Annotated in this window: 15 protein-coding genes and 1 pseudogene; 12 read left to right on the top strand and 4 right to left on the bottom strand. The window is 40.3% G+C overall.

The features are described 5' to 3' along the window. Positions 1–136: 136 nt before the first annotated feature. The 7 genes and pseudogenes from P3T48_RS13810 (at position 137) to P3T48_RS13780 (ending at position 7952) form a co-directional block, all read left to right on the top strand. The gene (locus P3T48_RS13810) at positions 137–448 is read left to right on the top strand and encodes a hypothetical protein (protein WP_227035370.1); all 312 of its coding nucleotides are present in this window, start codon (positions 137–139) and stop codon (positions 446–448) included. Between the two features lie 13 nt (positions 449–461). Next, a complete protein-coding gene (locus P3T48_RS13805) occupies positions 462–944 on the top strand; it encodes a DUF3408 domain-containing protein (protein ID WP_276507065.1) in 483 nt (160 codons plus the stop codon). 184 nt (positions 945–1128) lie between these two features. Next, a pseudogene (locus P3T48_RS13800) lies at positions 1129–1296 on the top strand (plasmid mobilization protein); the annotation flags it as partial. Positions 1297–1865: 569 nt separating this feature from the next. After that, entirely contained in the window at positions 1866–3161 is a 1296-nt protein-coding gene (locus tag P3T48_RS13795; RefSeq protein WP_153096115.1) for a radical SAM/SPASM domain-containing protein, read from the top strand. Beyond that, positions 3151–5259 (top strand): TonB-dependent receptor, encoded by a 2109-nt coding sequence (locus P3T48_RS13790; protein WP_276507064.1) that lies wholly within the window; start codon positions 3151–3153, stop codon positions 5257–5259. Before P3T48_RS13795 ends, P3T48_RS13790 begins: the two co-directional genes overlap by 11 nt. Before the next feature lie 2 nt (positions 5260–5261). Beyond that, a complete protein-coding gene (locus P3T48_RS13785; RefSeq protein ID WP_443217200.1) occupies positions 5262–7463 on the top strand; it encodes a peptidase domain-containing ABC transporter in 2202 nt (733 codons plus the stop codon). Positions 7464–7475: 12 nt separating this feature from the next. After that, a complete protein-coding gene (locus tag P3T48_RS13780) occupies positions 7476–7952 on the top strand; it encodes a hypothetical protein (protein ID WP_233522190.1) in 477 nt (158 codons plus the stop codon). 271 nt (positions 7953–8223) lie between these two features. Here P3T48_RS13780 and P3T48_RS13775 read toward each other — a convergent pair whose 3' ends face one another. Then, entirely contained in the window at positions 8224–8826 is a 603-nt protein-coding gene (locus tag P3T48_RS13775; RefSeq protein WP_276507063.1) for a helix-turn-helix domain-containing protein, read from the bottom strand. A gap of 104 nt (positions 8827–8930) precedes the next feature. Beyond that, positions 8931–9548: a hypothetical protein gene (locus tag P3T48_RS13770; RefSeq protein WP_276507062.1), complete on the bottom strand. Its 618-nt coding sequence runs from the start codon at positions 9546–9548 to the stop codon at positions 8931–8933. Between the two features lie 584 nt (positions 9549–10132). Between P3T48_RS13770 and P3T48_RS13765 the strand changes: the two genes are divergently transcribed. Next, positions 10133–10780: a DUF3256 family protein gene (locus P3T48_RS13765; protein ID WP_276507061.1), complete on the top strand. Its 648-nt coding sequence runs from the start codon at positions 10133–10135 to the stop codon at positions 10778–10780. 200 nt (positions 10781–10980) lie between these two features. Here the strand turns inward: P3T48_RS13765 and P3T48_RS13760 are convergent, their stop codons facing one another. Together P3T48_RS13760 and P3T48_RS13755 are read right to left on the bottom strand one after the other, a co-directional pair. Then, positions 10981–11550, bottom strand: a complete 570-nt coding sequence (locus P3T48_RS13760; RefSeq protein WP_022251505.1) for a chromate transporter — start codon at positions 11548–11550, stop codon at positions 10981–10983. A gap of 63 nt (positions 11551–11613) precedes the next feature. Next, a complete protein-coding gene (locus P3T48_RS13755; protein ID WP_276507060.1) occupies positions 11614–12150 on the bottom strand; it encodes a chromate transporter in 537 nt (178 codons plus the stop codon). Between the two features lie 208 nt (positions 12151–12358). On the opposite strand from P3T48_RS13755, the gene P3T48_RS13750 reads away from it, so the two are divergent. Genes P3T48_RS13750 through P3T48_RS13735 form a run of 4 tightly spaced genes read left to right on the top strand, consistent with a single transcriptional unit; the run spans position 12359 to position 16340 of the window. Further along, positions 12359–13585 carry a nucleoside permease gene (locus P3T48_RS13750; protein ID WP_158462740.1) on the top strand — a complete coding sequence of 409 codons (1227 nt, stop codon included), beginning with the start codon at positions 12359–12361 and terminating at the stop codon, positions 13583–13585. A gap of 45 nt (positions 13586–13630) precedes the next feature. Continuing rightward, positions 13631–14203 (top strand): bifunctional nuclease family protein, encoded by a 573-nt coding sequence (locus P3T48_RS13745; RefSeq protein ID WP_276507059.1) that lies wholly within the window; start codon positions 13631–13633, stop codon positions 14201–14203. 10 nt (positions 14204–14213) lie between these two features. Continuing rightward, positions 14214–14942, top strand: coding sequence for a 16S rRNA (uracil(1498)-N(3))-methyltransferase (locus P3T48_RS13740; protein ID WP_276507058.1), 729 nt, complete (start codon positions 14214–14216; stop codon positions 14940–14942). Positions 14943–14966: 24 nt separating this feature from the next. After that, positions 14967–16340 (top strand): DUF4836 family protein, encoded by a 1374-nt coding sequence (locus P3T48_RS13735; RefSeq protein WP_346429604.1) that lies wholly within the window; start codon positions 14967–14969, stop codon positions 16338–16340. Positions 16341–16386: the final 46 nt, after the last annotated feature.

Below are 16386 nucleotides of genomic sequence, written 5' to 3'. Positions count from 1 at the left end.
CGAAGTTCTCCAACTGGGCATCAAGATAGTTGAATGCCTCTTCCTCGAATACGATGAATCCCATACTTTTCTTTTTTCTAAGTTAATACTATGTTGTATGTCGCAAAGCTCCACGCATATGCAGTGCTCCACGTTTGTGAGTGCAAAGATAAGGCACGGCAATCTAAAAACAAGCGTTTTCAATTTCTGTGGCAGTATGTTGCCGGGGTTTGCCGACTTCAACGCCAAAAACAACAAGAAAAACTTGCACGACTGCAACGAATACATGAACAATGATGAGTTGAGAAATACGTTGAAGTTCTCACAACTATCTCGGTATGCAAATAAGCAAGCCACAACTAAATTGCCACGTTACACCCAATCAGTTGCATGGCTGCACTCAGTACACTTACTTTGCACCCGACAATCGGTCAATGGTGCAAACCGTGACCACTATACTAACAAATAAAACAGCATAAGCTATGGCAAGAACAAAAGATGCAGTCTTGGCTCCTGAGCAAAAGGAGCTGATGGAAAAAGAGTATTTGGATTTTGTTAAACCATCTACGTATGGCAACAAAGCCAATCCTAGTAGTTGTAATTCTCTCTATGATGATGTAGAGAACCCAGAGTTTAGAGCAATTGTAGAGAAAGTTGCTGCAACAACTCCCTATAGAGAGGAAACATCAACGAACGAGGCTCAATCGCCACCGAATCCGCAGAAGCGCATCAGTGGCAAGCAGCGCAAGGCGACATTGGAGGAGTATCAGCAGACCTTCCTCCAAGTTCCAAGGATTGACGACCGCAAGCCGGTCTTCGTCAGTTCCGATGTACGAGACCGTCTTGATCGTGTCGTCCGCATCCTCGGAGGAAGGCGCATGAGCGTATCGGGCATCATCGAGAACATCGTGCGCCACCACCTAAGCCTTTATGAAGAGGACTTCGAGGCTTGGCGCAAATTGTGAGAATTAAGGTCTGCGACCTTGGACGTGGATAGCTGAAAGGCTGTAATTCCAACTAACGTGTTCTGAGAGGGAGCGAGGTTATGTTTTGGGAACCCCAAAACGCCTCGCTCCACCATGAGGGCGGAGGAATTTTGCTCCCGGCGGTCGCAGAAAGTAAGTGTACCAACTGTAAACAGTATATCGAATGACAAGCATATATGAACAGGACAAGAAAAAGGGCGGAAGACCGCCCACAGGCAGGGTTCGCAAGCTGTCGAAGTCTGTCACGGTGAAGTTCTCGAAGCCAAGCTACGAGGCATTGAGACTGAGGGCGAGAAAAGCCAACCGCAAGTTGGCGGAGTATATACGAGAGTAGACATAGAAAGGAGAGGTTAAGTCTTTGCTTCTGATGTATGCAAATTGAAACTAAGAGTCATACATTGAAATGATGCCAGCTATCCTCATAGGATAAAGCAACCATATAAAATCTTAATTGAATATTATTATTCTCCTTTGCAACAACAAAATATAGTTCGGAACGAACAGAAAGACATGTTTTATACGTTTTTTATGTTAAACTGTATGAAAATATTTGTGACTTCGAAATAAAAACATTATTTATGTATCGCTTTTATAGCAAAAAGAAAAGTCATTATTAACTTAATAGGGTAGGATCCTTAAACATCAAGTATGGAAGAACGAAAAATTTCCACATTAGTCTCTTTGTTGGGAGAAGATGTTCTGACTGAAGATTGTTTGGTTGTTGTTACAGGTGGTAACAATGACAAGGAGCAACATCAGAACTTTGAGCAAAATAATCCTCAGTGTAACAATTGTCAATGTAACAATTGCGGTTGCTAAGTGTTATTAACCCCTAAGAATTAGGTACGACTATAATAGATAGTTGTACCTAATTATTTATAAACAACAAGTAAATTGAATATGAAATATAGTCAGTATAACCATTTTGTTGAGATGGAAAATGTTGTGTTATGCTTTAACGCATATAATTATTCCAGATTAATTATAGGTAAAAATGCATACCAAGACTATCTAAGCTGCAAAGATAATGTTGAAAAACTAAATACAAAAAATCCCAACTTACATAGAACATTAGAGGCTAATGGTTTCATCGTTACAGACGAAAATGACGAACAGAAAAAGTATTTGTCTTCAGTACAAGAACGTAAGTTTTCTAAAGATATTTATCATATTATCGTCAATCCAACAATGGATTGTAATTTAAAATGTTGGTATTGCTACGAGAGTCATATAGAAAAGTCCCATATGACTTCAGAAATGGTCGCAGCAATCATATTGCATATCAAAGAGAAAATTACCAAAGAGCCTTTTAAGAAATTAATTTTAAGTTTCTTTGGAGGAGAACCTTTGTTGCAAAAAAATATTGTTTTTTCGTTAATCGAAAGCATTTATGAACTCTCAAAAATACATGGATTTTATTTGGCGACTTCGTTTACTACCAATGGAACGTTGATAGACAAAGACTTTGTCGCAAAATTAAGTCCCTATGAACCGAGCTTTCAAATCACCTTGGATGGATGGCAAAATATTCATGATAAGGTAAGGAAATATAAGGTCAATGGCAATGGGACATATTCGCAAATTTTATCAGCGATAAAATTAATACAACAAGATTCACCTAAAAGCGAAATCTTGGTAAGGATTAATGTGTCCAATAGAACGTTAGATTCCCTTACAAACATTGCAAACGAGCTTGCTGAAATAAAGCAAAATAACAATTTGAAAATTATGGTATCTAAAGTTTGGCAAGTAAATGCAGAAAAGTTAGATGAAAAGAAAATCTTAGATTTTGTCTTACAATGTCAAACAAATAAAATACAATGTAGTTATTTGGCTACTTCAAAATACACTTATGGGTGTTATGCAGACAATTACAATCAAGTTGTCATAAATTATGATGGAAATATTTACAAGTGTACAGCAAGGACATTCTCGTCTGAAAATTCATATGGTCTTATCACTAGTGAAGGACAGTTAGAATGGAATGAAATGAAATTGCAGGATAGATTAAATTTAGAATTGCCATCTAGATGTCAGATTTGTAATTTTCTTCCAGCATGTCCTAAGCCCTGTTCGCAAAAACTCTTAGAAAAGGGAGAAAATTTACCTTGCATACTTAACAAGAAATATGGTAAGGAAAATTATATTATAGAAGATTTCTACAACTTTTTAATAGAAAGAAATAATGAGAAATAGTTTTTGTATATTTTTTCTTCTTTGGGTTACTTTGGATGTTTTTAGTGGGGAAAAATGTCTTTTCACAATAGGCTCTGATTTTATAGTAACCGATACAATATCAAAGAACTTGTCTGATACATCTAGAATCTTTAACTTGTCAGATGTCGTTGTAAAAGGTTCAAATATCATAACAAAATCAGACCGCTTAATATTAATTCCAACTTCTAATATGCAGAAGGCATCGTCATCTGCATGGGATTTGCTGAGCAAAATAAAACTGCCAGGAGTAATCGTTGACCGCCAGAACAAGAATGCAACAACTATTAATGGAAGTAATATACTTTTTAAAATCAACAACATTGATGCCACTATTGCAGATTTTTTGACGATAATCCCAAGCGATGTAAAAAAAATAGAGTTTTTTGATAAATTAGGAGCACGATATAATGACAGTAACATTAGTGCAATCATTAACATTGTAACTAAAAGGCATACTTCTGGTGGACAATTTGGACTCTATGAAGATGCGGCTCTAACAACAATGTCGCTATATAATAGTGCTTATGTCAAATTTAACAAGGCAAACAGTTTGTTTAGCCTAAGCTATAATAGCAAGTACCGAGATTATTCCAATTCATACACAGATACGTATCTAGAAAATGAAGATGTTGAAATATCCAGAAAGGGCGTAGAATCGCCATATGGATACTTTCTTCAAAATATAGATGCTGCATATAATTATTATAAGAATAACTTTACATTTAACATAAAATTCAACTATAGTACAAACCGAAACACCAATCAAAATTGCTCACAGGAGATATTTGATAAGAAAAGTTTGATTGGAAATTCATTTAGGTCACCAAAAGACAAAAGTCATTCACCTGCAATAGACTTGTTTTCTGAATATAAAATTTCCTCCAAACAGTCATTGCTCTTTAATATGGTAGGAAAAATATTACAGACAAACTATGATTATTCATATACTGAAAATGTAAACGAAAATAATTCCCATTTTGAGTATGGGGTAGAAGGAAAGCGTAAGTCTCTTATAACAGAAATCATGCATACTTATTCTTTAAAAAATCTTTCATGGGATTCTGGTTTAAGATACAAATATTCAGACACTCACAATTTATATAGTTATGATATTACAAATGATTTTGATTCAAAAGACCAAAATTTATACGCTTATACCCAATTCTCTGGGAATGTTAAAAATATCTACTACATGGGGGGAATAGGTATAAATTGGGTTAGTTTCAAGGAAGGTGGCAATTCTTTTTACAAAGTATTATATCGTCCTTTAGGCAGAATTAAGTATATGCCTTTAGACAATTTTAGTATGTCTTATCAATTTTCAATGCAACCAACAATACCAAGCTTGTCAACATTAAGTGGAATTACAAAAAATTTGAATAGATATGAATTCGAAACAGGCAATTCTGCCTTGCGTCCTTATGACAACATAAAACATAAATTATCTTTATCTTGGAATCCTAACAGATGGTATATTTCACTAAACTACAATATCGAAAGTGCAAAAAATCTTTTTGCGTCTGGTATTTATTGTCAAAATGGGAAATTAGGTTATCAACATATAAATTTTGATTCAAAAACCGTTCGTAAAATAAATTTTTACACAAGCTTTGACATCATAAAGGACATGTTGTTCATTGATGGCTATATTTCATACAACTATTATAAATTTAAAATAGAAGACGAAACTTTCTCTTTAACAGACTATACATATGGTGGGAAGATAGTGTTCTACCTGAAAAACTTTTCTGCAAATATATCTTTCAATCATAATCCAAAGGAATTATTTGGAATGAAAAGTTTTTATGGAGAATCCACAGGCAGCGTTGATTGTTCTTATAAATACAAAAGAATGACTTTCTCACTTGGAGTATGGAATCCGTTTAAAAAATATGTTCAGAGTTCTGGTTTCGAGTATGCTAGAAATGGTTTATATAAAACTGAGTATTTTAGAATAAAGGACAATGCTAATATGATAACTCTAGGTGTTTCCTATGACATAAATTGGGGTAAATCTTATAAGGCAAGAAATAAAAGATTAAATAATTCGGACAACATAGATGGTATTGTAAAATAAAAATGATGAAAAAATTTCCACTTTTCATACAACATGATTCTATGCAATGTGGCATTGCTTGTTTGTGTATGATATGTAAGTTTTTCGGTCGTAGCATTTCCATAGAAACTATGGCAAACTTATGTCATGCTAATAAAGAGGGAGTGTCTTTAATGGGATTAAGTGAGTCTGCTACGATTCTTGGTTTTCATGCTATAGCTGCAAGAACCAGTATCAATAAGTTACAAATTGTTCCTCTTCCTTGCATTTTGCATTGGAATCAAAATCATTTTGTCGTTTTATATAGAATAAAGAACAACAAATACTATATTGCTGACCCAGGAAAAGGTTTGATAACTTATACTCTTGATGAATTCAAGAAACATTGGCTAAGCACAAATACCAATGGTGAAGACAAGGGCATCGCTATGTTCTTGGAAACTACACCTGCCTTTTTTGCTTACAAGATGCAGAAAGAAGAGAACATAAAAGAAAAGCGGTCTTTTCGTTTTCTCTTGGGGTATGTGAAAAAATATCGTAAGTATTTTGGGCAAATTGTACTAGGTTTGGTTGTTGGAAGCCTTTTACAGTTAGTCTTGCCATTTCTCACCCAATCTATTGTTGATGTTGGCATCAAAAACCAAGACATTGGTTTTGTTTGGCTGATATTATTGGGACAACTTATGCTAACAATTAGCCGAACAGCTATTGACTTTATCCGTAGATGGTTATTGCTTCATATCTCCTTGCGCATTAACATTTCACTATTGAGTGACTTCTTCATTAAATTACTGAAGCTTCCAATGTCTTTCTTTGACACAAAGCTTATGGGAGACTTGATGCAAAGAATGAGTGACCATAGTCGTGTGAATAAATTTCTCACACAGCAGACACTCAACATAACATTTGCGATATTCACTTTTGTTGTGTTTTCTGTGGTGCTGTTCTTATACGATAAATTTGTGTTTGCTATCTTCTTGCTTGGAAGTATTCTCTATGGCGCATGGATGACTTTATTCTTAAGACGGAGGAAAGTACTAGATTATGAGTTATTTGAACAGCAAGCCATCAACAACAACAAAACTTACGAGTTTATCACCTCTATGCAAGAAATCAAATTGCAGGATTGTGAGCAACGCAGAAGATGGGAATGGGAAGATACACAAGCTGATTTGTTTGAAGTACAGATGAAATCGCTCAAACTCCAACAAATGCAAGAAGCAGGGTGCATATTCATCAATGAAACTAAAAATACCATCATTACAGTTATAGCTGCAACAGCGGTAATTCACGGAGACATGACCCTTGGCATGATGCTTGCCATACAGTATATTATTGGTCAATTAAATACACCTGTAGATCAATTGATGAACTTCTTTTATTCCCTGCAAGATGTGAAGATTAGCTTGGAACGTATCAACGAGATTCACCAGATGGATGATGAGAATGGAAAGGAAGGCTTGCTGACTTCTATTGAAGATAAGAATGAGGGCATTGACATCAAGAACATCATATTCAAGTACGACCCACATGCTTTGCGCAAGACCATAGATGATGTGCGCATTCACATTCCGCAAGGTAAGGTAACTGCCATCGTTGGTGCATCTGGCAGTGGAAAGACCACCCTCATCCGCTTAATGCTAGGTTATTATTCTGTCTTGGAGGGACAAATCAACATTGGCAATACCAACATTAACAAGCTCAACAAGAAATGGTGGCGCAGACAATGTGGCGTAGTGATGCAGGATGGCGTTATCTTCTCGGAGAGTATAGCACGAAACATTGCCGTTGACGATGGCGATATAGACAAGGAACGGTTGTTGAAAGCAGCCGAGATAGCTTGTATCAAGGAGTATGTAATGGCTTTGCCTCTGAAGTTCAATACCAAGATTGGACGTGATGGCGTGGGACTAAGCCAAGGACAGAAACAGCGTATCTTGATTGCAAGGGCGGTTTACAAGAATCCTGACTATATATTCCTTGACGAGGCTACAAACTCGCTCGATGCCAATAATGAGAGAAGCATCGTGGAGAACTTGGATAAGTTCTATAAGGGCAAGACCGTTGTGATTGTGGCTCATCGCCTAAGCACGGTGAAGAATGCCGACCAAATCGTGGTCATCGACCATGGAAAGGTGGTTGAGATAGGCAACCATGAGTCTTTGACCGCCAAGCGAGGGGCATATTATAACCTTGTGAAGAATCAGTTGGAATTGGGAAACTAAAATGCTTTTGATATGGAACAGAATGAAAAAGAATCAGATAATATCGAGTTGAGAAGCGAGAAGGTGAGGAACGTGATAGGCAAAGTTCCTCCTCGCCTCGTCAGCTTGGGAACGGTTGTCATTACGATAATAGTCCTCGCCCTCGCAGTTGCTTTCTACAAGATACCTTATCCTATATCCATAGAGGCTAATGGTGAGGTCATCAATCAAAGAACAGTGCAAGTGTTTGTGCCATACAAGTATTTGTATCTTTTCGATGAGCCAAGGACGGCTCATGTATCTTTCGAGGGCAACGATAATGCATCTTATAACTGCGACATCACAAGCCATAAAGCCAGGCTCATACATAGGGAAGATGGTAACTATTTTATGGCTATAGCCACTGTGAGTACACAGGGACAAAAGTCCCCTGTGTTGCAAAAGTACATGAAAGCCGATGTCAGAATCATCGTCAGCAACAAAACGTTATGGCAGCAGGTATTCGGATAAGCTATATCCGAATACTGCTGTTTGTTTTTGGATACATATTGTTGGTAAGCATCAGATTTAACTCAAAAAGTTCTAAATTCCGTAAATTTCTCCTTGCTAGTTATGGGATATTTAGAAAATTGTCGTATCTTTGTCCCCGAATTGAGGCGTTCTTTGCATATTGCAAAATACAGAAACGAGCAGAAGTCCGCTCGTTTCCATATTGTTACCTATATAATATAGGCAAACGCCCAACTTCTTGATTTTCAATCAAAGCCCAATTTAGAGTGAGTTACAAACTATAACTCTTACCCCGATCTGATTCGATTTTCAGCGTGCTATGTGTCTCTATGATAGGTTTTATACGTTTGATTAGCGTATAAAGTGTATCGCTTGCATCAGGTTTCTTAGGCCATAGTTGGTCGCAAATCTCCTGTTTCGATAGCGTATGAGAATCTGTCGTTATGAACATTTCGAGCAGGGAGTGTTGCATTGGAGTAAGACGTATCTCCTCACCCGATACGGTCATAAATTTATCATCATGAAACACAATACCTCCGTACGCCAAACCTTGAACTATCAGCTCCGGCTTATTCCTTCTTACATACCACAAACTACCTAACAGCCACAGCATCCCGATAAACAAAAGAGAGCCCGACGCCTTTTGGTCGGACATCATGAAAGTCGTAGCAAAGTTGCAATTAGCCTCTGCCACCATCTTGGTTTCCCAACGTCCATCTCTGCGCACAGTACGCATGGCAATACCTGCCGTATCTTTCAATTCGGCAATGGTGAGGCAGTTGCGATAACAGCGTATGGTGTCTGTGGTAACCACATTGTCAGGCATTTTCACAAGAACTTGTTTCAAGGCCTGATTAACATCCTGGGCTATCATGTATTCTGTTCGGTGATAGCTGCTTATGCTTGTGCACAATGCACAAAGCATAAGAAAGCTGAACACTATGTATGGAAGGTTCTTCATAATGCTTGATCGATATTTTATTTGGCACTATCCTGCATAGTCTTCAGTTCTTTGTCTGTCATCTGCACATAGATAGAAACACCATAGACGGTTGTTCCATCTGCTTTTATTCCCAACGGATGAACCATGCAGAAACTTGGTTGAGCGCCTAACATCCATCCTGTTATCTGAATATATTCGTTGTTGTCAAGCAACAAGACTGTACGCGACGTACCATTGTAATTATCTAAAAATCTATAAGTAACTTCATTCTTCTTTACTGCGCCACCGGAGATGTCAGAACGACAATATGTAGTCAGTTTCGTATTACTATCAAAATAGTATTGTTCTGGAGCTAAGCCTAACATGTTGCTGTAATATTCAGCAGACTTTCTTTTGCCGTTCTTGACTATTTCCCATGTAGCATAGTGCTTCCATCCATGCCCAATGAACATATTGTCAAAGTCCGCTTGAACTATGCCACCGCCATCACCGAAACAGTTTCCATTGTCACTGAAATCGTATGCAACTCCATGATTATCTAATACATGAGCAAATTCTTGCTCCAATGATTCCTCGTCGTCATTATTGCATGATGCTACAAATAATGATGCAAACAGAACTAATACAAGTCCCATGATAAATTTTATTTTCATAATCAAATGTTTATTGACTTTTTGTTTTTACCCAACATGTGTGGGGTATCTCTCTTTGTTCGGCAAAGATACACTTTTATTGTCTCTTGTACAACTGTTTCCATTTTTTATTCTCGCTCGTTAAGTTTTTTTTATCTAATAAGGTGTAAATGGTAACTACTCAGCACCCATATGGAGAACTGATAGTTACAAATGCAATACTTGTGTTATCAGCCTTACAACCCAAAGAAACTATCGCTTAATACAGGAGATTTTTTCTCCTATATTATATAAATGTTTTCTTTAGCCTATAAAAGTTCCGTTCAGAGCCTTTGAATGTGCGTTCAGAGCCTTTGAATGTGCGTTCAGAGCCTTTGAATGTGCGTTCAAAGCCTTTGAACGGAGATTTCAATGTGGTTTAACGATTTTAAAGTAACTACATATGGCTATATGCTGAGTAGTTACTTTAAATGTATAAAGACAAAAATAAAATTGGTAATGGTTTTCTGTTACGTCTTATGTCAGTAGAAAAATACAGAAAAACAGAAGAAAACTTGTGGATTATGTTTTTTTTCCGTACTTTTGTCGTAAACTACAGAAAAGATATGAACAAAAAGAAGATATTTACCGTACTCTGTGCCTTGGTAGTGGCATTAGCAGTACAAGCCAAGTCGTTGAGAGAACTCTGGGTGTCGATGCCAGATTCCTTGGTTCCTGTCCTCACGCAGAATATGCGTGTGGAGTTTACGGAATTGCAGGATATGAAGGTAAAGGCAGAGGTCACTACGTCGTTGGGTGATACAAGTGTTATGGATACGCTGACCAATGATTTCATGCAGATAAGACTCAGCAGAGTCTGTACCTTACAATTAAAAAAGTTGCCACAAACTGGTGGTGACTCCATCATTTGTATGGTAAGAACCTTGGCAGCACCCGAAAAGGAGAGCGAGGTGATGTTCTTCGATCAGCAGTGGCAACAACTCGAGATGACTCATTGTTTTGACGGAGAAGACATTCAAGGAGTTTGTGAAAGTCTGTTGCAAAGACCAGATACGATGAGTGTGTCACGTTTTGAAGAACTCAAGGCGATGATAGAGCCCAGGATGATGAGTGCATTGCTCATGCAGCATGAGAATGCCATCGTTTTCCGTCTTGCTCTGCCATTGCTCTCAGCAGAAGATAAAAAGCTAATTAATGCCATAAAAGTGCAAAGAAAGTTTAATTGGAATGGTAAAATATTTAAGGAAGGTTAAATATCTACATTTTCTTTATAGAAACATTTGAAGTTCTAAATAAAAGTAGTACATTTGCAATGTGTTTTTCATGGTATTAGATTATTAAGGTTAATAAAAGATTGGTTGTCGTGAGACAATCAATTTTTTTTTCCTCACTCAACAAAGCAAGTGGCTTTATTGAGTGAGGATTTTCTTTTTATGCCTCATGAAGCTTTCTATTAAAGTATCAGTCCCAAGCAGCCAAAGGTCAGCATCAGTAGGATGGGGTTGGCTTTCTTGAAGGCGGTGAGATAGAAAGCCAGTACGAAGATGGCAATACTGATTCCGAAGACATTGGGATTGTCCTGAGGTGAGCCAAAGTTGTCTTTGTTCATCAGCAGAAGTGCAGCGGCAGCAATGAGTCCTATGATGGCAGGGCGCAGTCCGGCAAAGATATCTTTCACTATTTTAGAGTCCTTGTGTGTCATCAGATAATGACTGATGAGAATCATGATGACGAAAGGCAGCCACATGATAGACAAGCTGGCGAGAATAGCTCCCAGAATCGCCGCCCATTCGGGATAACCAGCATGCAGGGTGGAAGTGTAACCCACGTATGTGGCGCAGTTGATTCCGATAGGTCCCGGTGTAGACTGGCTGATGGCTACGATGTCAGTAAACTCAGCATTGCTGAGCCATTGGTTTTTTACGACAGTCTCGTTGTGAATGAGCGACAGCATGGCATAGCCACCTCCAAAGTTGAACGTACCTATTTTCGTGAATATGATGAATAATTTCAGAAATAACATAGTCTTTGTATTTTACCTTTAAAAGCAAGAATGCTCTTTTTACCTTTTTACTTTTTTACCTTTCTACTTTTTTACCTTTCTCATCTTTCCATACAGCCATCCCAACACGCCAGCCGCAATGATGATGTAGATGGGTGAGACGCCTAAAAGATAGATGAGGGCGCAGCTGGCTACAGGAATCCAGGCATTGTAGCGATTTATCTTGGCAGTTTTTGCCATTTTGAAGCAAGGAGCAGCGATGAGGGCTACTACTGCCGGTCTGATGCCGGCAAAGAACTTCTCCACCCAGTAGTTGTCCTTGAACTGTCTGAAGAACATGGCAATGATGATGATGGCTATGATGGAAGGCAGCGCAATGCCTATTGCTCCCACGATGCCTCCCCATATTCCGCGCAGTTTATATCCGATGTGACTTGCCATATCGATGGCAAAGATGCCCGGTGTGGCCTGTGCCACTACCATAATATCCATAAATTCCTGTTTGTCCATCCACTTATGGCGGTCGACAAACTCTCTCTCCATAATAGGAATCATGGCATAGCCACCGCCCAGGGTAAAGGCTCCTATCTTATTACACGTAACAAAAAAACTGAATAACATCTCTCTCTTATTTAATTAAACAGGCTGCAAAATTACACATAATTTGTTAAATATCCCATGTTGGAACGGATAATTTTGCGTTTTGTGTTTTTATTTCAATAATATTCGTTATCTTTGCAGTTATATAAATAACCCAAATTTCGCATGTGTCGGAAACAGGCAACATCTGTCCGGAACCTGCGGAAACAGAAAAAATACTATTACCAAAATGAACTTGAAAGTACGCTTAGCGTTATTGAACTTCCTTGAATTTGCAGTATGGGGAGCTTACCTGACATCTATGGGGACATATCTGGGAAAAATCGGAATGGCTTCTCAGATAGGATGGTTTTATGCCGTACAGGGCGTGGTGTCTATCTTTATGCCTGCTCTTATGGGTATTGTTGCCGACCGTTGGGTGCCGGCACAAAGGCTGTTGGGCTTCTGTCATCTCATGGCTGCTCTCTTCATGTTTGGTGCAGCCTATATGGGAATGACCGGTAATCTTGGTATGGTATTTTGGATCTACACACTCAGCGTGGCCTTCTATATGCCTACGCTGGCTTTGACCAACTCTGTGGCTTACAATGCCTTGACTCTTGCGGGTATGGATACGGTAAAAGACTTTCCTCCGATTCGTGTGTTTGGTACGGTAGGTTTCATCTGTATGATGTGGTTTGTCGACTTGATGGGATTCCAGCCCAATCAGAATCAGTTTGTTGCTTCTGGTGTGGTCAGCTGCATTCTGTTCCTTTATACCTTTACGTTGCCAGCATGTCCTGTCAGCGCCAAGGGTGAGACCAAGAGTTTTGTGGATGCCTTCGGACTGCGTGCCTTCTCTCTGTTCAAGGAGAAGCGCATGGCCATCTTCTTTATCTTCTCCATGCTGTTGGGTGTAAGTCTGCAGATTACCAATGGCTTTGCCAATCCATTCATCACCTCGTTTGGAGCCGACCCACAGTATGCGGGTACCTTTGGTGTGAACCATGCCAATATCCTTATTTCGCTCTCTCAGATCAGCGAGACGTGCTGTATCCTGCTGATACCGTTCTTCATGAATCGTTATGGCATCAAGAATGTGATGCTGATAGCCATGTTTGCCTGGGTGTTGCGATTCGGTCTCTTCGGAATAGGCAATCCTGGCAGTGGTGTATGGATGTTTGTCCTTTCCATGTTGGTTTATGGTGTGGCCTTCGACTTCTTCAACGTTTCAGGCTCTCTGTTTGTCGACAAGACCACGGATTCTTCTATCCGCTCCAGTGCGCAAGGACTCTTTATGTTGATGACCAATGGTATCGGAGCCACAGTAGGAACCCTGTCGGCTCAGGCTGTTGTCAATAGTTATACCGATGCAAATGGTGTGACCCAGTGGGCACCATGCTGGCTTATTTTTGCCGGTTATGCATTGGTAGTAGCAGTATCTTTTGCTGTTATATTCAGACCCAAGAAAGCTTAGTCGTATTCCTGAGGATGCGACTGGGCAAATAAAACTGAAAGAAAAATGTGTAACGTAAGATTAAAATTCAAAGGATTATCCCAGATCTTGGGATCCGACAATCTGGTGTTGGCTGTGCTTGTAGATGTGGCAGAGCAACGTCAGTTGGTGATACCTTGTGATCGCCATCAGGCCTATCAGATCAGGTTACGCATGGATCCCAATATGATAAAGGAGAGAAATGACTTGCTTCCTGAAGTGTTGGCAGAACTGATGCCATTTTCATTTCTTCTCACCTATCGTTTCGAAATCTATGCTTTGCATGAAGGCAAGTATATGTCATGTCTTCGTAACACAGAGACAGGCGAGAAGAAGAATATACGCTGTACGGATGGCATCCTGCTGTCGCTCATTACCGGAATGGAGATTTATGCCGATCGTGGTTTGATGACCAAACAATCGGCAGAATACAATCCTAATTTCACACAGATGGCTGTGCCAGTGAATGTCATCACCGACAAGATGTTGGAGGAGTCATTACGCAAAGCTATAGAGAACGAAAACTACGAGTTGGCTTCCAGCCTGCGTGATGAGCTGAAAAAGCGACATCCCAAGGGAGATAAACCAGAAACAAACTAATGACAGACTGATGAAAGAGACCAGATTTTTCTATGTGCCCGATGCGGCTACCGAGACCGAGATGCCAATGGATGAGGCGCTTCATGCCCTGAGAGTATTGCGCATCAAGAGTGGTGACGAGATGTTCCTGATGGACGGTGTGGGAAACTTCTATCGTGCCGAGGTGACATTGGCTGCCACCAAGCGCTGTATGTATGAGGTGAAGGAGGTGATGCCGCAGCAACCTGCCTGGCGTGGGCATGTCCACTTGGCCATTGCTCCTACCAAGATGATGGACCGTATAGAGTGGATGGCAGAGAAGGCTACCGAGGTGGGCTTCAACGAGCTCTCCTTCCTGAACAGCCAGTTCTCCGAGCGCAAGGTGATGCGGACTGTAAGGCTTGATAAGATCATCGTCTCTGCAGTCAAGCAAAGTCATAAAGCGTGGAAGCCCATTGTCAACCAAATGGTAAATTTTCGCGACTTTATCAATACACCCCGCAAGGGCAGGAAGTTTATCTGTCATTGCTATGAGGAAATAGGGAAGAAAGACCTCTTTACAGAACTCACAAAGGCCTGTCCTGATGAGGATGCTGACGTGACGGTGCTCATTGGTCCTGAGGGTGACTTCTCGATAGATGAGGTTCGTATGGCTGTCAAGGCAGGATACGAGTCAGTGACATTGGGTACCAGCCGACTTCGTACCGAGACAGCCGGACTGGTGGCTGTGACGATGGCCAATTTGGCTCGTCGCCTGTAGAGAGAGTTGAAGAGTATAAAGATTATGATGCAAATGAAAAATGTTTTTCTTTATGCCATCGCACTTCTGCAAATCGTGCTGATGGCAGCTTGTTCGGATAACGATTACCTGAATGCCATACCATCCAAGAGCACTGCCCTCATTTCGGTAGACATGCAAACGACGGATGGTGATGGCAAAGGGGTAGATAAAGAGAATATTCTGAAGTCGATGCTCCATGTGGAGAATGTTTCCGACTGTGGTATCGATGTTACAGAGAAACTCTACCTTTTTGAAACTGTTGATGGCAACTTGGGACTCTGTGCCAAGGTTGCCGATGAGGACAATATCAGTAATTGGCTCAATCAATTATCCCAAAAGCATATTTGCACAGAATTGACAGAGCGCAAGGGTTTCCACTTTGCCGTGCTGAAAGATTCATGGCTGGTAGGCTTCTCATCTAAGGCACTGCTTGTCATGGGACCAGTAGTGGCAGATGCCCGTGCTGACCTGCAAAGACAAATGGTAAGGTTTCTTAATGCCGACGAGGATGCAGGTGTCAAGTCGTCCAGACTCTTTGCCCAACTCGACAGCATCGATTCGCCCATAGCCATGGTGGCTCAGGTCCAGGCTCTGCCCGAGAAGTTTGTTGCGCCTTTCACCCTTGGTGCTCCCAAGGATGCCGATGCCTCACAGATAGTAATAGCCGCAGGCATGAAGGTAGAGAATGGTATTCTGAAGATATCGGGCAAGACCTTCTCTTTCAACAAAAGCATTAACCAGGCCTTGCAGCAGTCGCAGACAGTTTATCGTCCTATCAAGGGTGACTATGTGAAGAGTATGCCCAATGATGCCTTGGCAGGTATCTTCATGAATGTGGAAGGAACCCGTTTCCTGCCTTTGGTGCAGAGCAACCAGGGACTGCAGACACTGTTGATGGGCATCAATGCTGCTATCGACATGGATAATATCATTCGGAGTGTGGATGGCGATATGGCCATTGTGATGCCATCGTTGGGTACCGACAATATGCAGATGACGATGGCGGCAAGGCTGAGTCATGCCAAGTGGCTTTCGGATATAGACTATTGGAAACAGTCGTGCCCCAAGGGAAGCACCATCGGCAACTGGAAGAAGAACGCCTACTGCTATTCCAGTGGCAAGACCAGTTTCTACTTCGGAGTATCTGACGACAAACAATTCTTTAGCGGTAACGACCAGCTTTCGGCAGAATACTCCATTCTTCCTTCCAATCATCCCATCGACCAACACATCCAGCAAATGATAAAAGGTCAGAAGATGGTCATGGTTGTCAATCTGGGAAAGGCGGGCTCTGGCGATAATGCCTTGCAGGCTGTGACTGGACTCCTGGCTCCCTTGTTTGGACAGCTCAAAGCCGTGGTCTACACTTTGCAATAAAGAAATAAGGTATACAACATAAAAACTTTAAACATATACAATATAT

This window comes from Segatella intestinalis, assembly GCF_029348455.1.
Lineage (GTDB): Bacteria > Bacteroidota > Bacteroidia > Bacteroidales > Bacteroidaceae > Prevotella.
This window is presented reverse-complemented; position numbering and strand designations above follow the sequence as displayed.